The organism is Pseudomonas sp. FSL R10-1339, from assembly GCF_009600545.1.
GTDB lineage: Bacteria > Pseudomonadota > Gammaproteobacteria > Pseudomonadales > Pseudomonadaceae > Aquipseudomonas > Aquipseudomonas bubulae.
On record NZ_WIVQ01000078.1, the window covers coordinates 1 to 20,259 of the forward strand.

General features: G+C 47.8%; 14 protein-coding genes and 1 pseudogene. 10 read left to right on the forward strand and 5 right to left on the reverse strand.

Annotation, left to right across the window (positions count from 1 at the left end; genetic code table 11):
- Nucleotides 1–376 (forward strand): annotated as a pseudogene (locus GHO03_RS25160) (hypothetical protein); the annotation flags it as partial.
- Nucleotides 377–417: 41 nt separating this feature from the next.
- Here the strand turns inward: GHO03_RS25160 and GHO03_RS18530 are convergent.
- A complete protein-coding gene (locus GHO03_RS18530; RefSeq protein WP_026140357.1) occupies nt 418–1,398 on the reverse strand; it encodes an IS5 family transposase in 981 nt (326 codons plus the stop codon).
- Between the two features lie 447 nt (nt 1,399–1,845).
- Here GHO03_RS18530 and GHO03_RS18535 point away from each other — a divergent pair, with 447 nt between their 5' ends.
- The 7 genes from GHO03_RS18535 (at nt 1,846) to GHO03_RS18565 (ending at nt 12,534) form a co-directional block, all read left to right on the forward strand.
- On the forward strand, nt 1,846–4,614 hold the full coding sequence (locus GHO03_RS18535) for a phage tail tape measure protein (RefSeq protein ID WP_153400319.1): 2,769 nt from the start codon (nt 1,846–1,848) through the stop codon (nt 4,612–4,614).
- Between the two features lie 49 nt (nt 4,615–4,663).
- Complete coding sequence (locus GHO03_RS18540; protein WP_153400320.1) at nt 4,664–5,536, forward strand: hypothetical protein; 873 nt, start codon at nt 4,664–4,666, stop codon at nt 5,534–5,536.
- Complete coding sequence (locus GHO03_RS18545) at nt 5,533–6,468, forward strand: hypothetical protein (RefSeq protein ID WP_153400321.1); 936 nt, start codon at nt 5,533–5,535, stop codon at nt 6,466–6,468. The genes GHO03_RS18540 and GHO03_RS18545 overlap by 4 nt, the downstream gene beginning before the upstream one ends.
- Nucleotides 6,465–7,976, forward strand: coding sequence for a hypothetical protein (locus GHO03_RS18550; RefSeq protein WP_153400322.1), 1,512 nt, complete (start codon nt 6,465–6,467; stop codon nt 7,974–7,976). Before GHO03_RS18545 ends, GHO03_RS18550 begins: the two co-directional genes overlap by 4 nt.
- Nucleotides 7,954–8,751 carry a phage BR0599 family protein gene (locus GHO03_RS18555; protein ID WP_153400323.1) on the forward strand — a complete coding sequence of 266 codons (798 nt, stop codon included), beginning with the start codon at nt 7,954–7,956 and terminating at the stop codon, nt 8,749–8,751. Before GHO03_RS18550 ends, GHO03_RS18555 begins: the two co-directional genes overlap by 23 nt.
- 23 nt (nt 8,752–8,774) lie before the next feature.
- Complete coding sequence (locus GHO03_RS18560; RefSeq protein WP_153400324.1) at nt 8,775–11,150, forward strand: phage tail protein; 2,376 nt, start codon at nt 8,775–8,777, stop codon at nt 11,148–11,150.
- A 76-nt stretch (nt 11,151–11,226) separates the two neighbouring features.
- Nucleotides 11,227–12,534 carry a hypothetical protein gene (locus GHO03_RS18565; RefSeq protein ID WP_153400325.1) on the forward strand — a complete coding sequence of 436 codons (1,308 nt, stop codon included), beginning with the start codon at nt 11,227–11,229 and terminating at the stop codon, nt 12,532–12,534.
- On the opposite strand, the gene GHO03_RS18570 is transcribed toward GHO03_RS18565, so the two are convergent.
- Nucleotides 12,506–13,510, reverse strand: coding sequence for a hypothetical protein (locus tag GHO03_RS18570; RefSeq protein WP_153400326.1), 1,005 nt, complete (start codon nt 13,508–13,510; stop codon nt 12,506–12,508). The two genes, GHO03_RS18565 and GHO03_RS18570, sit on opposite strands and share 29 nt — an antisense overlap.
- 991 nt (nt 13,511–14,501) lie before the next feature.
- Here GHO03_RS18570 and GHO03_RS18575 point away from each other — a divergent pair.
- Nucleotides 14,502–14,993, forward strand: coding sequence for a 3'-5' exoribonuclease (locus tag GHO03_RS18575; RefSeq protein ID WP_095019839.1), 492 nt, complete (start codon nt 14,502–14,504; stop codon nt 14,991–14,993).
- A 480-nt stretch (nt 14,994–15,473) separates the two neighbouring features.
- On the forward strand, nt 15,474–16,817 hold the full coding sequence (locus GHO03_RS18580) for a DUF6602 domain-containing protein (RefSeq protein ID WP_153400327.1): 1,344 nt from the start codon (nt 15,474–15,476) through the stop codon (nt 16,815–16,817).
- Between the two features lie 312 nt (nt 16,818–17,129).
- Here GHO03_RS18580 and GHO03_RS18585 read toward each other — a convergent pair whose 3' ends face one another.
- The 3 genes from GHO03_RS18585 to GHO03_RS18595 all read right to left on the reverse strand — a co-directional run bounded on the left by GHO03_RS18585 (nt 17,130) and on the right by GHO03_RS18595 (nt 20,085).
- Entirely contained in the window at nt 17,130–18,305 is a 1,176-nt protein-coding gene (locus GHO03_RS18585) for a relaxase/mobilization nuclease domain-containing protein (RefSeq protein WP_153400328.1), read from the reverse strand.
- On the reverse strand, nt 18,302–18,595 hold the full coding sequence (locus GHO03_RS18590) for a hypothetical protein (RefSeq protein ID WP_153400329.1): 294 nt from the start codon (nt 18,593–18,595) through the stop codon (nt 18,302–18,304). Before GHO03_RS18590 ends, GHO03_RS18585 begins: the two co-directional genes overlap by 4 nt.
- A gap of 344 nt (nt 18,596–18,939) precedes the next feature.
- Complete coding sequence (locus GHO03_RS18595) at nt 18,940–20,085, reverse strand: DUF4209 domain-containing protein (RefSeq protein WP_178110334.1); 1,146 nt, start codon at nt 20,083–20,085, stop codon at nt 18,940–18,942.
- Between the last annotated feature and the right edge of the window lie 174 nt (nt 20,086–20,259).

Here is a 20,259-nt window from a genome sequence, read left to right on the forward strand (position 1 = left end):
CGCGGTCAATAGCGCCAAATTCAGCGGGATTTTCAACTTACTGCGCGGTTGCGGCAAGTTGATCGGAGCTTCCTTAGTAGAAGATCACAGTAAAATCCTGGCTACGATCTTTTTGCACAACGCCAAAGAAGATCTAAAGAGTACCGATAACTCCAAAATCATCATGCTCCAGTTCCCATCCTTTGGCGCTGCTTGTATTGCCGCTGGCTGCAAAGAACCAGAAGCTGCAGAGCATGTAATCAATCTACCGCTTATGACCCAGGTAGAACTTCTTGCGGCAGTTTTTTCGCTAAGGATGCTCCGATCAACTTGCTGCGCGGCGGCCGCAAGTCGTAATTTGCACGGCACGCAGCGCTATTTGCTCAAAACGACCTGATGCAGTGTTCATCGAGGGCGTTTTTCGCCCGGTTTTCCATGTTAAGCGCGCAACTCGCCCATACCCATCAGTTGTTTTCGAGCCATCCACAGGTTCGACAGGGCGAACAATGTGGTCAACTGAGCCGTGTTTTTCATCAGCCCACGAAAGCGCACTTTCACGTACCCAAATTGGCATTTGATCACCCGAAACGGATGTTCGACCTTGGCCCGTGTCTGGGCTTTGCAGTACTCAATCTTGCGCTTGGCCTTGTAGAGCACGCTGCGTTTATTCAGCTTGGAATAGGTGCTGCGTCGCGCGGCGATTTGCCAGATCACTTCACGATTTTCATGCTCTTCACGCTTCTCAACGCCGGTGTAACCAGCATCAGCGTAGACCGCGTTTTCCTCGCCGTGCAGCAGTTCGGCAACCTGAGTGACATCGGCTACATTCGCCGCGGTGCCGTGAACGTGGTGAACCAGCCCCGACTCAACGTCGGCACCAATATGGGCCTTCATTCCGAAGAAATACTGGTTACCTTTTTTGGTCTGATGCATCTCGGGGTCGCGCTTTCCCTCTTCGTTTTTAGTCGAACTGGGAGCATGAATAATGGTGGCATCGACGATAGTGCCCTGACGCAGAGACATGCCTTTGTCCTGCAAATAACCATTGATGACCGCGAGGATTGCAGGTGCAAGCTGATGCTTTTCCAATAAGTGCCGGAAATTCATGATCGTGGTGTCTTCAGGTATCGGGGCGCTCAAGGTCAAACGTGCAAACTGGCGCATGGGCGTGATTTCGTAGAGCGTTTCTTCCATGGTCGGATCGCTCAGGGAAAACCAATTCTGCAACAGATGAATACGCAGCATGGTTTCCAGAGGATAGGGTTTTCTGCCGCCACCGGCCTTGGGGTAGAACGGCTCGATCAGGCCCAGCAGACCCGTCCAGGGCACGACCTGATCCATCTCGGCGAGGAAGCGTTCGCGGCGTGTCTGCTTGCGCTTGCCGGCGTATTCGAAATCGGAAAAGCTCATCTGGCTCATAGGCGGCTCGGATCAGGTGGTCAGGCGTATTTCAGCACATTTGAAAACTTGTTCGGAGATTCCCTAACCTTTCCAGACGGTCTAAAAAAAAGCCTCGAAAAACTAGCCCCGACAATCGCACAGCTGCTCAAAAAGTAGCGGACTTTGAGGCTGAGCGTAAGAAAAAAGAGGGCGGCGGAGATAGTGTTTCGCTTGAGAATTTTGTAGACACGCTGGTATCCAATTGCGAGTACTTAATTTCCTGTGGTCATAACACTCGTCATCTCGATCCTTATAATTATTCGATTCGTAAGTTGTTTAAGATCTCGGTAGTCCAAAAAGAACTCCGTCGTGGTGAGTTGATTGGCGAGATGTATGCACAACACCTAAGTCGAATTTCGTGTGTTTCGGGCGACGCTGCACCATTCAACGAGTTGATGAAAAACTTGGCCGGAGAACAATAATAATATGGCTACTAGTGCAGTAATTAACCTGATCTTAAGAGCAAAAGATCAGGCTTCAAGTGTTTTAACTAGCGCTGCAACCAAAGTCACTGCGCTGGTCGCGGCCTTTGCCGGTGCAGTTGCTATCAAAGAGACTGTCCGTAGTCTTACTGAGCTGGACTTTGCCGCAAAGCGCTTGGGCATCTCGATAGAGGATCTCACGGCTGCTCAATATGCTGCATTTCAGGGCGCAAATATTAAACCTGACCAGCTTCTTGACGCTCTTGACGAAGTTAGAATTAAGGTCGAAGAATTCAGTTCCATTGGTTCTGGTGGTGGTGTTGACTTTTTCGAGGTGATGAATGCCGATGTAGAACAATTTAACAAGTTAAACCCCTTGGAGCAGTTAGAGAAAATCTCCGACGCTTTAAAAGGAATGTCCGATAACTCGGCTTTTACTTTTCTCGATCAGATTGGTTCGGACAGTCTGCGAAACTTGCTGCCAGTTCTAAAAAATGGCGGGGCCGAATTCAAGAGGTTAATGGATGAAGCCAAGCGATTTAACCTGGTATTAAGCGACACCGAGACAATTGCTGTCGCCAAACTTGGCAAGTCCTTTTCTCAGCTCGAAAAGGTTGGTACTACCGCCTTTAGTAAGATCCTTGCTGATGTGTCTCCGCAGCTTACTGCGCTGGTGCAGTTGGTAACTGAGTCCATAGTCACAATGTCTACGGATTTGGAGGCCTCGGCAAAAGGAGTTGGATCAAAATTTACCGACATGCTTGCCGGTATTTTGGGCGGTTTAGTCTTTGCCGGAAAGATCAAAGACACTTTTGATGTTGTTTTTAGCTTCCTTGGTGAAGGCATACTATTTGTATCAGAGCTTTTCCTTCTGGGCCTGCGCACGATTGACGAAGGTTTTGTGAAAGCCGGCAACGGGATGGTTAATGTTTTCCGGTCGGCATTTTCCACTACAATCGGATTTTTTAACACGCAGTTTGTGCAACCAATCCAAGATTTTGCAGATGCATTTAATCTGACCGGTGTATCAGAGAAGGTTAAGAGCTTTCAAAAGGATGTAACTAACCTCCGGAAATCCTACGATCAGCCAGTTGAGGTTTTTAAGACCGAAAATATCGACGAGGCAATCGAGGGTGTAAAAGAGTTGCGTAGTAAGCTGCATGATGTTGGTCGAGAAAATTTCGACATCTTAAATAGTGACGAAGGTCAAAAGAAAGCTGACGAGTTTCTGGCTAGCTTTAAGAGTCAAGCTATTAAAAACCAAGATGATCTGGATAAAGAGCTTGCTGCTCGAAAAGATAAGTCAGATCAAAAAAACATCGTTAAACTTCAAACAAAGAACGCAGCTGCGTCGGCTCAAATCGCTGCGATCCAGGCAAAACTTCAGGCTGACCTGGCTCACAAAGAAATTGAAATAACGATCTCTAAGATCGACACCAAAAAGCAAATCGAACTTGCGGGTCTGCAGGAACGTGCGCGCCTGGAAAATTTATCAGCAGTAAAGGTTGCCGATGAGCGTTTCCGGATTGAAATGGAAGCCGCCAAAAAACTGAGCGAACAGAAAAAGCGAGCTTTGGACGTCGACATCAAGGCTTTACAGGGGAGCCTGGGTGGCCAGCAAAAACTTCTGGGGGCTACGCAAAACCTGAACGATAGACCAGGCATTTTGGCTGCTATTAACCAAATTGAAGCTGACATCACCAGCAAAAAAGCAGAGCAAGCAACCATCGGCGCTGAGCTCGTCAATCAGTCCGCGCTACTCAAAGCAGACCGAGCAGCAGCGATTGGACAGATCAAAGAGCAGCTACAGCAAATCAAAGACGACGCACACATCGAGCTCTTGGCAATCGGCGGTGACCAGTTCTCGGCTGACATCAAAAAGATCGAGTCAGATTTCAAAGACACGATCAAAAATCTTGAAAGCTTGGGCGAAGACTCGACAGCAATCCAGCAGCTCATCTCTGCAAAAAAAGCTCAGGCAGAGATGCAGGAAATCGAGCGTCAGTACGCGAGCTTGAAGTCAAAGCTTGAGAGGCATCAGATATCTCCACTGGACTATCTGTTAAAGACGAACGAGCTGGAGGGTCGTGGGGAAAAAGCTGCTGAGGTGACGGGTAACCCGGCTGACCTGGAAAAGGTTCGTGAGTCTGCAAAGTCCGCGCGGGCCGAAGTGTTTGATCTGGCCACGCTCACCGACAAGGTAGCGGATAGTTTGCAAGGTGGCCTGGAAGGTCTTTTTACAGACTTCATCTCAGGTACAAAGTCTGCGAAAGAGGCCTTTGCTGACTTCGCTCAGGGCGTGCTGACAGAGGTGTCCAAGATCATTGCCAAGTTGCTGATCCAGCTAGCCATTCAATCGATGCTGTCCGCATACACAGGCGGAGCAAGCGCTGGTGCGGGTGGGCTGATGAGCATGATCGGGATGAAGCACAGCGGAGGCCTGATCGGTGGGGCCGGCGGGATGAGCCGGTATGGATCGTTGGATATCTTTGCCGGCGCGCCGCGATACCACACTGGCGGTGAAATTGGTTTGAGGCCGAACGAGGTTCCAATAATTGCGATGAAGGGTGAGGAGATGCTCACGGAGTCTGATCCACGCCATCGCAAAAACTTAGGAAAGGGTGGCTCAAATTCATCTAACTCTCAGCCGAAGATTAGTATCCACAACGTACTTGACGCACCAAGCCTGGCAGGCGCAATGGAAGGCGCTGAAGGAGAAAGAATGGTTATGAACCATATTCGGGCCAATCGCGGGGAGATCAAAAACTTGTAACTATCAATATGGTAGAATAGGTTAATAAAGCTAATAAGAATAATAATATATGGCTTATCTGAACTCTACCTACGCTTCAGGGGCTGACTACTTGTCAGTTCTTGCTGCTTCTATTTTGCCATCAAACAACTGGGTTGTTGTCAAAGATATCGCCAGCGAAAAAGTCTTCAGACTTCCGTATGGTCAGGGGTATATTGCACTTATAATCTCTGGTGATATTTGCGAGATTCAATCGTTTCAGACCTACGATCCGGCTGTTCCAGCCAAGTTGCAAGTTGGTGGATACAGTAATACCTACACACCATTCCTGCCCCGTGTAAAGATTCCTGCGGGAGCTGTTGAGGTGTGGACAGTCGTTAATTCGCGCCGCGTTGCTGCTGTTATTAAGTCTGGTGATGCCTGGTACTCATTGTACGCCGGCTTGATGTTGCCATTTGGTTCGAGCAAGGTTTACCCATTCCCTTGTTTTATAGGTGGGTCTGGAGAAGTTGGTAATGTGACTTACGAGTCTGCGTATCCATTCTTTTCGGGCGGTCAGAACTTCTGCCCGAAAGTTGTACTACCCGATGGAAAGTGGCAAATAGTTGGGGGCAATGCCGGTGGGACTTCTTCTTTTTACAGCTTCCCTTATTCGTATGCGTACTCTTATATCTGGCCGTTTGATGGCAAATTCCAGAGGCTGGGGAATAAGTTGGATGGTTCGGCTGTGTTATATCAAGCACTAGTATGTGGTTCTGGTCGTATTGACGCTGCTGATGATTTAAATTCCGACGATGGAAAGTGGCTCGGTAATCTGGATGGTGTCTTTGCTGTTTCACAGGGGATGGAGGCTGGCAGTGTGATTCAAGTTGATGATGTTGATTACCTGGTAGTGCCGAATGTGTCTAAGACTTCTGAAACTTACGCCTTGAGGCTTACATGAAGTACTACACGTCTGTTTATTCGTCCGCTGAGGACTTGATTGCTATTATCAATCAGCGTCTGAAAGTTGAAGGGTGGACTGAGCTCAAGTACTCCGACATGCCCGATCCTCGCATTGGTAAGCAATTGCATATCTCGAAAGGTGGATTGCACTTCGGGCTTCGTAGCCTTGGTGCTTATGACCCTTATGTCGACTACTATGCGCAGCGTGGACATGGGCAAAAGGGTGTCATTCTGAACCTAAAGACAGGGTTTGATGGCAATGTGGCTTATGCTTCGCAGCCTGGATTCGAATACTCACCAAAGTGTTACCTTGAGAGTGGCGATAAAGGTGTATGCCATATCTTTACTACCGCCGATTATGTCCTGTTGACTACCAACTATTCGTCGGATCAGTATTCCTCCCTGGCTTTTGGCAAGCTTCCTGTTTTAGTTGGTGACACAGGAGGGCAGTTCGTAGCCTCAACTAATGCATACGAAGCGACTAACCGGGAATCGATATTTGCTAATGCCAGTAACTTCTTTGGCGTTTACTTAAATCATTCCGAGTTTACTGGTTTTGACAGGGGTGAGAGAACTTGGGGGACTCTGTCGACAACTTCACGAGGATCTATTTCAGGTTTTCCACATGCGCACCCTGGTAATACCTCATTTGGTAGTGTGGGTACTATTGTCAGGTCTTCGGGCCTCACTGGCGGGTATGATGGTCTGATGACAATTGATTACTTCACATCTTTCGATGATGTCTATTCGCCATACAGTCAATTCCCAGATATTTTCTACGTTTCCCTTGATGTGCTAGAGCCTGGGGAGGTTTACGAGATTGGTACCTCAAGGTTTATGGTGTTCCCGCAGTACAAAAAAGAATACCCGCTGAATCGCAATGCCCCACATTACAATCTTGGACTGGCCGTCCTGCTGGATAAACCATGAACCAGATTTCTAAAAGCTTTGGTGACTTCTTCTTTGATAATGTCTTTCTCACTCCGGCTGTAATTCAGGCAGGTGTTGTAACACCGTCTGATACTTTCGGCTTTGAGCTTTGGCATTCCTTTACCACGGATAAACTGCTGACCGGAGTCAACGAAACTGGTGGCAATGGCTTGGTGCTTGATGGTGTTACCTCTGGCGTTATTCCAGGGTTTACATCAGCGGGATATGAAGTTTTTCTGAGCCAAATCAAGGGGGGGATCATCGGCTATGAGGCAGGTTTTGACTTCGGGCCTGGCGGTGTGTTTCCTTTTCGCTTATCCGCAATAATGGCGACTATCATTGCTGAGAGGATCGACTGGTCTACTCAACCAGGAATGACCATCCAGTACCTGACTGAAGTGATTGAGAGCTTTGATGGCACTGAACAACGTATAGCATTGCGGGATCAGCCGCGTGTATCACTAACCTACCAGTATCTACTTGATGATGGCGCGCTGACTGAGTTCGACATTAAGTACGGGAATTTTGGTGGACAGTTGCTAGTGCCTATGTGGGCGCATGCCAGCGAGTTAACGCACGATGTTTTGCTGGGTGATCGTATCATCTATGTTGATAGTGTTAACGGTTACGTTTCTAGTTCTAATACTCTGATGATAACCGATGGGGTTGATTCTGAGTTTGTCGGTGTAGAGAGTGTAGCCTCTGGTGCGGTTGTTCTGACTGCTTTGGTTAATAGAAACTTCAAACTTGGTGCTCGCGTCGTACCTGTTAGAGCGGGGTATAGTTCCGATGAGAGTAGTGCCACTATCCATATTGACTCTTTGGCAAGCCACCAAATCACCTTTGAACTCGATGAAACGACATTTACTAAACCGGTGCCGGTCGATGCTTTTGAGCGATACAAAGGTAAGCATGTAATTCCATTTCGTCCAGATAGGTCAAATGATATATCTGTTCAGTACCAGAGATTGCGTGAGCACTTCGATCCAACCATCGGCGCGCGGAGTATTTACGAACGGACTCCTGGCGTTGTTCGTGTTTTTAGCCATGCTTTTAGGTTTTTCTCTGATGATGAAAGGCAAAGCTTTGAAAACTTTGCGGAGCTTCAGAACGGTGCCCAAGGCGAGTTCTGGATGGAGTCTGCAGCAATCGCCATGGAGATCGCTGAAGATATTTACGATGAGACATTTAAACTAAAGATCAAGCCTGTTGGCTATAGCCGCCTTGGTAATTCAAAGTCCTTTCCGCCTGCCATCACCATTAGTCTGTATAATGGAACTACGCTGAAAAGGTCGCTAGTTAGTGCAGGCGCAGTAGGCGGACTCGAAGTCCTGATACTTGACGAACCACTCAGCGATATCAAAGTCGAAGATGTAGAATCGATTAAACCATTGTATCTGTGTCGTTTCGATTCCGACGAATTTAAGTACACATTTGACACTACGCAAGACAGCACAATAACAAAAACAATAAGGCAGCTGTTGCATGCTGACGCTCCAGAAAATTGAAGCCGCGTTATCCCTTTCTCGGCCCATTGAACTCTATCTCTTCGAGCATGGAGGTAGTAAGTTTGCATATACAAGTGGTATCAAACCGCATCTTCATGTTGATGGTCTAATCTACAGTCCTCTGGCATTGAGACGTGGCAAGCTTCAGCGAACTAACGAAGACTACAAAAACAGACTGAGCATAGAGTTACCTGGTGACTCGCCAGTGCCGCTATTGTTTCGCTCTACGCTTCCATCAAATCATGTAACGCTCAAGATATTTCGCACTCAGCGTGACGCCAAAAGACTCTTCATCAATATTTTTGCAGGTGAAGTTGTGGGTGTTACATGGAATAACTCAATCGCGACCCTTGATTGCTGCCCGGCAACTGCACTATTACGTCGTCAGATCATGCGTGCTGGATATCAAAGTCAGTGTAACCACCATTTATACGATGCCAGATGTTCTCTGGAAATGCAGGACTGGCAAGAAGAAACCACTGTAGTTTCAGTATCAAATAGCGGCTACACAATCGAACTTGCCAACAAAGCCCACGAAACCGAGTATTACAAAGCAGGTTTGCTGTCAAAAGACGGCTCTGACTTTCGCCAGATTAACTCAGTCAATGGTAATAACTTCGAACTCATGTCGACTATTGACGGCCTATCAGTTGGTGATGTTGTGCAGGTTGCCAAGGGCTTTGACCGGTCGGCGGCCTCCTGCCATTCGTTTGGAAACTTCGATAACTTCCTGGGGTTTTTAACTATCCCCACTGACAACCCTTTCCAAGCCTAATAATAAGAATAAAGAGAACAAAAATGATTTGGATGATGGCTGTAATGTTCCTCTTGTCGCTGGTGATGATGGCGACGATGAAGACAAAAGTTCCTTCGCCGTCTGCTGCTGGCCTGGAGGAATTTATTTTCCCTTCGGCTGCTGAGCGTCCAGTTCAAATTTTGGCGGGCACTAGACGTTTGAGCAGCCCTAACGTGGTTTGGTATGGCGACCTGCGCACCTCCAAGATCGTCAAAAAGGTTAAGGGACTTTTCTCCACGACAAAAACCACGGTTGGATATCGCTATCACATGGGCATCCAGCTTGGTATTTGCCACGGCGAGGATGTAATTCTGCGAGAGGTTAAGTTTGGTGATCAGGTGGCCTGGAACGGTGAGTCGTCAGGTGGCGCTATCCAGATCAATAAACCCACGCTTTTCGGTGGCGACGAGGATGGCACTGGCGGCGTGTCCGGCACCTTACGCTTCTACGGTGGATCGCTGATACAAACCGCAAACGCTTACTTGGTCGGCCTGCTTGGCGCTGATGTTGTGTCACCCATCCGTGGTATCGCATATGCCGTTCTTGAGGGGATGTATATCGGTAATGCCTCAACGCCCGAGGCTGTTAGCTTTGTCTGCTCGCGCTTTCCTAAATCACCATCCACGGAACCAGATTCCGCCCTGTACGAAAAGGTCGGACTGGATGCAAATCCCGCGTACTTCCTATACGAGATCATCACCCACCCGGCGTTTGGTGCAGACATCGCTTTCACAACCGTCGACGTTGAGTCTTTTGTCGCCGCCGCAAAAACATTGCATGACGAAGGCCTGGGAATTTCATGCGTAATCGACACGGCCCGCACCGCTGCCGACGTAATTGATGACATCAAGAAGATCATCCAGGGTTCGCTCAACACGGATCCGGCCACAGGCGCCCTAAAACTCAGGCTGATCCGCAACAATTACAGCCTCGACGAAGTCCCTGAAATCGGCCCCTGGAACGTCAAATCGCTTTCAGATTTTAGCCGTGGGTCACTCGATACCGCAGTCAACGAGGTCAAACTCAAGTACACCAGCACCGCCGACGACTACAACGAACGCACAGTGATCGCCCAGAACAACGGCTTACGAATTCACAAAGGCGACTCGGACGGCCAGACCCTATCGATGCCGATGATTTCTACTCGAGAAACCGCCGCGAAAATCGTACAGCGCGAGCTTTCCGCGATTTCTGTCCCTCTCGCTTCGTGCATCGCTGAGTGCCACAGATCAATGGCGGATGCTGAAGTAGGTGATGTAGTAAAACTCACTTGGCCGGCACAAAAAATCGAAAAAATCGTGATGCGCGTAACCGCCGTCGACCTCGGCGCTCCAACCGATGGAGCTGTTCGGCTCACGCTGATCCAGGACGTTTTTGGGGTTTTTGAGAGTTTTTACACGACAGGATCGGAAGCGAAATGGCAGAAACCGTCCTTCGAACCAGTGGACGTTACGCGCTACGATTTCATCGAAGCACCCGCAATTCTGACCCCATCTCAGACAACGCGGAGCATCCTGATCGCAGCCGAAAAACCGGTCGCTGGGCGCGATTTCCGTTTGCAAGCAAAGAGCAATAGCGAGGGTTCCTGGGTTGATGCAGGGGTTCAGCAATTTACGCCGTTGTGCTTTTTGAGCCAGGCTTTGACAGCAAACCGGTTTTTTGAAGGCGAGGTTGAGTTGGGAGGTGATGTCGGCGAGCTGGATAGTTATACGCCGGAGGAAGTGAGGAGTGGGCTTGGGTTGTTGCTGGTTTCCAGCGTTTCTGGGCTCGAATGGATTTCGTATGAGTCGGTTTCTCGGTATGGCTCTGGCTCTGCCAGTGTTGGGGTGGTTAATCGTGGGTTGTTCAATACCAGGCCAGTAAGCCACCCGGTTGGCGCGCGGGTATGGGCAGTGAGCGAGGGGTTTGCTGTGACGCCATGGCAGTACGCGGCAGGTGAAACTGTCGGTGTGAAAATGCTGGTAGGTACGCAAACCGGTAGGCAGGATTTTGATGTCGCTGCGCAGAGGTCGTTTACTGTAGGTACGCGGAATGATCAGCCTTGGACGCCGGGGAGGGTAAGGGTCAATGGGCATGAGGGAGGGGTTATCAGCGGGCCGGCTACGATCACTTGGCGAAAGCGGGATGGCGGAGCGCCGGCTGTGGTTTTCGATCGTGATGACGTGAACTATGGAGGAGGGCTGACTCGGATTGTCGTCAAGTCTGGTGGAATGGTAGTCAAAGAGGTTGCCGGGATAGTCGGGGAGACCTGGACGTTTGAGGGTGAGCAGGATTTGAACGTAGGGGCTTGGTTTGATGAATTGGCTTTCGATGTATACTCGCAAATACCGGGTTTCGAGGATTCACGACCTGCGGTGATTGATGGGATTAGATCATAATTCTATTGCAGCATTGTAGGATTGTTTTAGATTGCTTGATGCTGTCATTCTATTATATAAACTAAGCGGAAGTCTTATGGACGAGTTCTCGTTAGAAAAGATGTCAGATAGTATTCATTATGGTAAGACAAAGGAATACTTCAAAGAGGTTTTGTCTTCTTATCATAATGGAAATTATAGATCTGCAGTGGTTATGCTTTGGTCGGTTGCGGTATGCGATATTGTTTACAAGCTGCAGAGTCTAATCGATTTATATGACGATGCATCAGCTAAGGCTATTATAGCTGAGCTAAGCAAAATGCAGGAGCATGATCAAAAATCTGCCGCTTGGGAACTGAAGCTGATCGATGATGTGAACGACAAAACTCATCTCTTAGATAGCTCGGAATACGAAAATTTGAGGTATTTGCAGAAGCAAAGACATCTTTCAGCTCATCCTGTTCTGAATCGAGAGCGTGAGTTACATTCGCCGAATAAAGAAACCGTTAGATCGTTGCTCAGAAATACGTTGTCTGATCTGTTAACAAGGCCTCCTTTTTATACGCAGCATATCCTCAAAGAGTTACTTGGTGATATAGCTGAGTCACGGGAAATGCTAAATGATAGAGCAAAAGTAAAGAAGTATGTCGTTAGTCGTTATTTTGATAGGACAACGCCATCTGTTGAGTTGAATATATTTCGTTCGTTGTGGAAGATTGTGTTTCGGCTTGACGATGAGCTCTGTGAGAAAAATAGGCTAATTAATCTTCATGTCCTTGAGGTTGTTACGGCTAGAAATAAGTCTGCACTTTCCAACACTATAAAGGGTGATGTCGATTACTATAGTAATGTGTCTAATTCTAAATCCTCTTTACAGTATATGACGTTCTTTCTTTCTAATAATCCCGAGCTATTCGAGGTTTTGAGTGATGCGGCTCGCCTAAAAGTTGAGCATTGCATTGCAGATGATGAGGTTGGAAAAACGATTGGCTGGTTCGTAAAAGAAAATATTTTTAAGCATGGGGATGATGTTGAGGAGTGGATAAAAAAAGATAAGCCTGTCTTTAAATCATCGCAATTTGACTATCTTCTCCAACTTTCTGACTCTGAAGAATGGCAGGAGAGGTTCTGCAAGATTGTTTCCACTTATTATGGGTCGAGCTCAAATTATGATCAGGCCGACTCTCGCTTTCAAGTTGCAATACCACAATACATAAAGCTTTTCAATAAAAATGCAATTAAGGATCTGGCTGGAAAAATCGAAAGTAATGGTCAATGTCACGATAGAAGTCGGGCCCGTCATGACTATGAGATCATCAAGGCTAGAATAGATGAGCTGTTTGGAAATGAGTTTGATTATAATGAATATACTTGGTTTAGCCGTAAGCTTGGCTTGGCAGATTAAGCTGCTTTAGCTCGGTTTTCCTAAGACTTGGGGTCGTCAGATAGCCTAAGCGGGTTTTCTTGACAGCTCCAAGTGCTTCAGCCTCCTTGAAAATCGTGCACGCCTTTAGATTGCCGATTCGGTTTTTGCTGGCGAAGTCTTTTACCTTGATCTTGCTATGCAATGGCAGTTCTGCAGCCTGTTTAAGTAACGTGTCTAAGAGACCGTTGTTCGACACCAATTCGAGATTTTTGACGGTATCTGTTGTAACTGTCGCGATGGTTGGTGATTCTAGAACATCTTTATCCTTATAAACCTTGGGCCTCTGGCTTGGAAGGATTGTGAGGATCAGGGCCGGTACTAGCTCCAGTGATAGGGCAAAGCCAGCGCAGAGTATGACGGCTAGGAGCACCGGAATCGATGATGCTTTTGCCGTGGCTGCCTGGATTTCGGCGATTTCCAAGGAGTTGGTTTTGATCCGCTCCATCGCGGCTCGGCGCTGGGTATCCGTCCGGTCATATGCGGCAGATTCGAGCTCCTGGGCTTTTGTGACCATGCCTTTATCCCTGAGAGTGGATGAGTCAGTTCTGGTCTTATTATCCGCCTCGTCCAGATTTTCGAGGAAATCAGAGTCCGTCTTAATCAAAGCGGACAGTTGCACAAAGCGCGCGCCACTGAGCGCTTCAAGGCGTGAGTTGCTTGAGTTTATTGACCCAACCAGACGGTCATAAGTCGACCAGCCAGAAACAGCTCCGAGGGTTATTGAGCAAAATAGCACTCCGCAAGCGGTAACCCAAAGGCGCTCACTCATTAAACGCATAGCTGCAGGCCACGCAAGGTACTTAAAAATATCCAGCAAAACAGCTGCCCCAGCAAAGACGAACCGGAGGAAGGGGTCGTCGATGAGACTATAAACTGTCATTGCAACAGATATAGCAGTAACAGATGACAATGCAAAAGCCAGGCAGGCGAGCACCGCAGACAATTTTCTGTCCATGTTGATTTCCTTGGTTGTTAGCTGCGGATTGGTAGTACGCTAATTATTGTAAAGCGGAAATCCCAACAGAGGCATTTACAGCTCAGTTACATGTTTTTCGGCGTTAAAACCGGCATAAAAACTCTCTACCGACATAAGCTCGCGCTCACCATACACCGTACAGACTAAATATAACTCGTCGCCGATATATCGAAATTCGGTAAGCTTTATCGGCGATACACATATCACTTTGCCGGCTCCGGTAGCCACAAATCACATAATGTCTCGTGCAAATTAGTATCGCCAGCTTCAGTAACGACGTTTGCTATGACATACCTGTATCCGTCCAGGATCGCCACCAACTCACCTTTCTCAACGGTTAGATCAATCAAAAAACCGCAGGCGTCAGTTACAGTCCCATCCTGTAATGCGGACTTTCCAGAAATATGCCCATTACCACAAAAGCGAGCATCCCGGAGAGTCCGAGTGACTGGCTTGGGCTCTGAAAAGAGACAAACGTAAAAACGTACGATAGTTACGGGTATGAGCAAAAAGTGAATTGTGAAATTCACCCCGTACTTTAGCTTTTCAACCAAAACCCTGAGCATCAAGCACTACCCTGTGTGGCGCGCCGAGCCAGTTCCAGACCACGACGACACGAAGCCAGGACGTTACTGACCCCCTGCGGACTCGTCCCAACCTTGCGCGCGGCTTCTGTTGTAGACAAACCCTCAACAAGCACTAGGCGCGCGGCTTCTTGGCTTGCACCACCTCGCATACGTAAAAGCTCAGCTAAAGCCATAAACTGATCCTCTGTCACTGTTTCCCCCTAAAGCCCGTACGTGGGCTAGGGAATCTTATCTTGTCGGCAGAGTTTTGCCTTCAAGGAAAAGAATGTACACCTTTAAGGGTTACATAGGCAATGGCTTTTTGCGAGGGCTCAATGTTTCGGCGATGGTGCTCGGCTCACTCAGTCGCTAGTCTAAGCACGGTTATAGTACGGATGGGCGGCATGAAGTTTTTCTTGGACACTGAATTCACGGGCCTGCATGGCGATGCCAAGCTCATATCGCTAGCATTGGTAACTGCGACGGGGGATGAGTTTTATGTCGAACTCACTGATACCTACTGCTTTGATGACTGCAGTGACTTTGTCGTCGAGACAGTGCTTCCGCATCTCGACCTGCAGCGTCACGGGCAAACCATTGCAGGGGCTAAAGCACGGCTACAGAAGTTTATTGAACGCTTCGACGTAGACCTAGAAGTTTGCTCTGATGCTCCCTCCTGGGACTGGCCTTTTTTCTGTCAGCTTGCACAGGTGGAGGGGAAATGGCCCGCAAATGTATTGCTCGAACCCACAGATCTTAATGAGATGTGCAGTGGTGTAGAGCTTACTGCCGATATCGAAAACCTACTCTTCGAACCTCCGCATCACGCCCTGGCTGACGCGCGGCTGATGCGTGATATTTGTTTGCGCATTGAAGCTACTTCTACGAGTGTGTAAAAAACCGCGAAAAATCTCCTCACCCATACTCCCGATCTGACGCGCGGAGTCGTCGTAGTCAAATTCGGCAATCGGGTATGTGCAGCCAGCCTTGTCTTCAACCTAAAGCTCGCCTTCGTCTTGCCAGATCGCGTGGATGGGTTGTGTTTAGATGTAGTATCGCCGTCAGGCATGGTGAAGACGTACCCAGCGATGCATCGGCCAGGTACGCCATCCATTACCACGAAGCTCGCGTTATGCAGGCTGTGTGCGAGTTGCACCCCACTTGACCACCCGTTTGCATTCGACCTGACCACCGATTTGCATTCAACTTGACCAGTCATTTGCAACGGATTTCACCAACACGCTTCCTGCCTACAGGGGGCAAGTCGCCGCCCTCCAGCCTGTCTGCACTGGCAGAAACCGGCCAAGAGCGGACATAAGCAAAATCCACTACGAGCGGAATTGTAAGATGCATACTTTTACTCTGATGAGGTCATCATGACGACTACACGCCCAAGAAAGAAAAGACTGTCAGCAAAGGAAAAGGCAGACAGGGCCGCGTGGGCACATCGAGAAGAGCGCACGAAGCGGAACCTGGTCGAGCAGGCGCAGCGAGCAATTACCCTCAGGTCAAAAGATAGAGAATTTCACGGTTTAGAGCGCGAGTTTCTTGACTTTCAAAATCAGATGCGTCTTGACTATGAAAGATCAAAGGATATTAAGCACCCTAGAGATGTTGGGGATGCCCGAGAGGTGATCCTTCGAAAATTCCTGTCCGAAAACAAATTATTACCCGCACGCTATTCTGTATCGTCAACTAGTGTACGGGTAGCATCGACAAGTGGGCATGTGAGTAATGAACTAGACATTTTGCTCTACAATACCCTTGACTCAATCACCCTGATGCGGCGACAAGGTGTCTACGAAGTCCATCCCGTAGAGAGTTGTTATGGTGCAATACAAGTCAAATCTCGTCTAAATAAAAAAGAAATACGTGACGGCCTTGATAATATAGCCTCGTTCAAAAAACTAAATCGGATGCAGCAGTCCGAGTCGCAATTTTTACATGATGGGATACAGAGGCAAAACAATGGTTTTGGTATTTTGTTTGCTTACGATACTGATCTTGATTGGCTTGACATTGTGCACGAACTAAATCTTTATGCGAGTGAACATCCACGCCATCATTTATGCAATGCTGTATTCGTACTTTCAAAGGGATTTCTTATGTACGGCGATGGCCAAAAGGCTAGCGCTTATAATAATGATATTGAAAAATTTCCGGAGATAAGAATTCATGGATACCCTGACCGGAGCAATCAATGCCTATACGGATTCTATGATATTATCTGCAGCCTATTAAACTCAACCACTACCTCCATTGTTCCGCCAAGCAAATATTTCAGATTACCCATGACAGCAGGCGAATACTCTTACGAGTACATGCTCGGACATTTCGCCGAATTTTCAAAATGTCACAAGCACGGTGATTTTGCAAAAAAATTTACACCAGAAAATTTGTCGGAAGTAATTAAGTGGTGCAAAGAGGCGGAATATATTAATTGGATTAAAGCCATTGAACTTGCTTATGGTAATGCAGGTGATAACATCGAGGCGTATGCTCGTCAACCAAACGATGTAAAAATTTACAACCCCGAAAATCTAGAGCTAAGTGAGATTCTCGTAATGGATGACGAGATGCTATGGGATGGGAAAATACATAAAATTAAATCACTCTGTTTTGATGCTATCAGTAGTTCTGGTGTTGTTATGTTTATCCCCTATTATTACCAGCTCTCGCGCAATTTAATAAGCCGTTGCCCTCAATGCAAAGGGCAGTGAAATCCATGAGTTTTTTTGGAACTTACTACTAGAATAATGGATATGCAGTTAGATTCCAGATTTCGGATGGCACATACGATCTGTATTTCGCCCCTTCAACTCCGTCGGAGAAAAAAATACTGATGACAACACTTGATCATCGACATCTCCAACCAGGCAGTTTTATAAATGCCAGCTTTGGATCGTTTTCTTCCCCTCACGACCGGCTGCATTGGGTCGACTGCTGCGGCTCATGGGTGGGAAGCCTGCCGGTCAAATCCGATGCAAATCGGTGCTCAGGTCGAATGCAAACAGGTGGTCAAGTCAATGCAATTACGCAGGCTGTGGATTAAACTCATACTCCTGTCGTCTTCTGGCTGGTAAAAGCAGGGGTTGGCCTGGGGTGAATTCAATGTAGTACTTTGATGGCTTTCCGATCCCTTTGAAGGTTAGATCGATGCCGAGCAGGGCTTCGAGGGCTTCCAGGATCAGTCTGGTGTCCCTGTCGAGACGCCAGTTGGCGCTTTTGACTTTGATCGGGATTCTTCGCGCGCCGGCTTGGAATCGAAGGTAGAAGTACTGGAGTCGTTCAGATTGGCGATGTTCGTCTTGATCTCGTCTTTCAATCTCTGTCTGAAGCTCTGAAAGGGTTTCTGGGTCATAGCTGATACCTTCTTGCGTTGTTAGTTTGTGCCACGTGAGGCGTGAGCGTTTGAGCTGTCTACCGCTTATATGTTTGCCGTCAAACTCGTAGCTGATGCCCTTTGGCTGGCCTTCGTCGTTGAGCGTCAGGTGGATGTAGACCTTTTGCTTTCTCAGTGCGCGTACGAAGTCGAACATGTCACCATGGTTTGAGTTAGTGGCTTCGATGGCGCCTGCAATCTTTGCGATCATTTTGTGCTTGAGCGGCAGGTCATTATCGCGGATCGAGGCCTGGAGCTCGGCGTGGGAGATCGAGACGCCCCAAGTGTCCTTGGGCTTCGGTGCCTTGGACAGCTTGAAGCGGTCTTCGATGCCGGACACAGAGTCCAGGCTGATGCTTCGCTCGTTGCTGTCTTTGACCATTGAGAACTCGTCATTGAGCCGAATCCTGTTGGCGACGATGTGGACGTGTTGATGGTCTTTGTCTTGGTGCATCACAGCGACGAATTGATTGCTCTCATCGAAGCCCAGGTCTGCCATGTATTTGTTGACTGCTGTGCGCCACTGAGGCGTTGTCAGAGCCTCCCCGGGGCGTAAGGACAGCATGGCGTGAAAGACCGGTTTGATGGGCTTGTCGGAGTCGATATAGAAGCGCCTAAGCGTCTCGACTTGGTCGAACTCCTTGATCATTTCCGACAAGTCCGCCTCGTTGCCCTGGAGGACGCCTGGCAGTGGATCGCGGCTCATGGTGTTGAAGCTGATCGTCCGGATGCCAGAGATCTCATGGTCGTGCTTGGTGCAGCCAAAAATGTACCGAATCCGGTTCTTAAACGATCCTGCAGACTTGGGAAAGATCTTGCCGATCATTTGACACCTCCCAGGTTCACTTGGGCGATGTACTTTACTTTCTCAAGTAGTTCGGAACCAGGCCGGTCGGCGTTGATCATTGAAGCCAGGTTCATCAGCTCACGGGCGATCTGTACGACATCCTGGGTGACTTTTGGCTTCACCTGCCCATTGGCTACGTAGTCACGTATAAACGCTCCAGCTGACTTGTAGCCTGCCTCAGTCATCTTGGAATTGAGGGTATCTAACTCAGACTTGTTAAGTCTAAAAGTTATCCGGGTTTCTTTATTTTGCTTCTCGATGTTCTTCATCTTGGCTTACCTATTATTGTTTTTATTGGTTAGCTTTTATCAACGCAACACCCGAAGGGATGTGAGTAGTCGCTTATTGTCTGCCACAGACACAACTGGCTAGCTACTGATATAAGACTATTATGCATGTGGAGCAATAGGTGGTGGGAGTGTTTTTTAAAATATAGTCATTTGTTTTAGGTTGCATGAGGGTTTACTAAGGGGTAGTGTGAAAACGCAGAAGCAGAGTACGGTTTCGCTTTAATTCGGTGCGGATTCGCAGTGGGTGAGTGCGGTTTTGCAGTGCTGATGTGCGAACTCGCAATGGTGTATTGTGAGTTCGCTATAGGTAGGGTTTTTTTTGTCTAGTGGGTTACTTCTTGAATCGCATTTGCTACATGTGGTTCCCAGTATTTTATAAGTGGAGCACATGTAATATGGAATATTAGCCAGCATGCATATATACAGGCGCTGCTATAGCATTGTCCCGCAGTGAGCTTTCCATGCGCCATTTCATGTCTTAGCATTGGCCCACCTTTCAAATTGAAAAGTAAGTGTATTACATAGGTTATGTTTGGGCCGAGGACTTGCTCAAGCTCTTCTTTTCGATTTGAGTACATTTGACTGAGAGATTGATCTTCTTGCGTAAGATCTATGTTGAATTTTACCGTGTTGGATCCGCGATTATTCAATATGTGTCTAAGTGAATTTTCCAGTTGGGGGATTAACGTGTGAGCTGCTGTCACCATGTCGCCTTGAATCATTCTGGCGAATCCAAGAGCAAAAATTGATTCATGCCCAGGTGGCACAAATGCGCTGTGATGTGCGATAGGTTCTAAGTGTCTTTCATCAATGGCCTGATAGTTAGATATAGTCATGCAAGCGGGTTTGATGAATCCCTCGGCTTCAATATGATAATGAAGGCCAACTTCTGTGAGGCTTTCGTGGTCAAACCACTCCTCAGACGGCTTGTCAGATAAGTCTGCAGACGGTGCTTGGGCTATTACCTTGCCTTTTTCATCCGCGTAGACCTTGCCCATTATCGATGATAGAAAGTATTTGTTCTTTTTTTGCAGACAATTCTTGTGAAGAACTATCTTCTCAGGGGGGCGTGAACTGAAGGCTAAGCGGAAAAGCATTTCGTGAACTTCTAGCTCTTCGAATTGGTCTATGGTTGCTTGGCGCTCATCTTTAAGATCAATAGGTATACTGAACTCTCCGAGCTCCGATAGTGAATCGTTTTCGTAATTCTGCAGTTCTTTTTTGAGTTCATCGATCCGCTCCTGCGTACCTCCAATTGAGCGAAGCTCACCAATAGCATCTCGTGTCCAGGATGCCTTGGCCATTGCAGATCCAACCCCGTCACGCATTCGCAACGTTTGATCGACCGCAAACACTTTACATCTGATTGAGGCTTCCTTATCTCCAAGTTTGAAGTAAGCGTGAGCTGCGTGAAGCCAAACTCTTTTCACCGCTTCAGCATACTGCTTGTCTTTTGCAGCAGTTGCCATCTTCTCAGCTTCAGTGGCTATCTCTTGCCACTCCAGTAGTCCGTAAGACTGGCCAATAGACGAAAGTCTATGAAAGGCTACTAAATTTAGATTGTCTCTAGGGAAGCTCCGATCAACTTGCCGCAACCGCGCAGTAAGTTGAAAATCCCGCTGAATTTGGCGCTATTGACCGCG

What these genes read in the sequence shown, in the direction of transcription:
- GHO03_RS18530 (WP_026140357.1), bottom strand. Translation starts at nt 1,398, where the DNA reads ATGAGCCAGATGAGCTTTTCCGATTTCGAATACGCCGGCAAGCGCAAG.
- GHO03_RS18535 (WP_153400319.1), top strand. Translation starts at nt 1,846, where the DNA reads ATGGCTACTAGTGCAGTAATTAACCTGATCTTAAGAGCAAAAGATCAG.
- GHO03_RS18540 (WP_153400320.1), top strand. Translation starts at nt 4,664, where the DNA reads ATGGCTTATCTGAACTCTACCTACGCTTCAGGGGCTGACTACTTGTCA.
- GHO03_RS18545 (WP_153400321.1), top strand. Translation starts at nt 5,533, where the DNA reads ATGAAGTACTACACGTCTGTTTATTCGTCCGCTGAGGACTTGATTGCT.
- GHO03_RS18550 (WP_153400322.1), top strand. Translation starts at nt 6,465, where the DNA reads ATGAACCAGATTTCTAAAAGCTTTGGTGACTTCTTCTTTGATAATGTC.
- GHO03_RS18555 (WP_153400323.1), top strand. Translation starts at nt 7,954, where the DNA reads ATGCTGACGCTCCAGAAAATTGAAGCCGCGTTATCCCTTTCTCGGCCC.
- GHO03_RS18560 (WP_153400324.1), top strand. Translation starts at nt 8,775, where the DNA reads ATGATTTGGATGATGGCTGTAATGTTCCTCTTGTCGCTGGTGATGATG.
- GHO03_RS18565 (WP_153400325.1), top strand. Translation starts at nt 11,227, where the DNA reads ATGGACGAGTTCTCGTTAGAAAAGATGTCAGATAGTATTCATTATGGT.
- GHO03_RS18570 (WP_153400326.1), bottom strand. Translation starts at nt 13,510, where the DNA reads ATGGACAGAAAATTGTCTGCGGTGCTCGCCTGCCTGGCTTTTGCATTG.
- GHO03_RS18575 (WP_095019839.1), top strand. Translation starts at nt 14,502, where the DNA reads ATGAAGTTTTTCTTGGACACTGAATTCACGGGCCTGCATGGCGATGCC.
- GHO03_RS18580 (WP_153400327.1), top strand. Translation starts at nt 15,474, where the DNA reads ATGACGACTACACGCCCAAGAAAGAAAAGACTGTCAGCAAAGGAAAAG.
- GHO03_RS18585 (WP_153400328.1), bottom strand. Translation starts at nt 18,305, where the DNA reads ATGATCGGCAAGATCTTTCCCAAGTCTGCAGGATCGTTTAAGAACCGG.
- GHO03_RS18590 (WP_153400329.1), bottom strand. Translation starts at nt 18,595, where the DNA reads ATGAAGAACATCGAGAAGCAAAATAAAGAAACCCGGATAACTTTTAGA.
- GHO03_RS18595 (WP_178110334.1), bottom strand. Translation starts at nt 20,085, where the DNA reads ATGGCAACTGCTGCAAAAGACAAGCAGTATGCTGAAGCGGTGAAAAGA.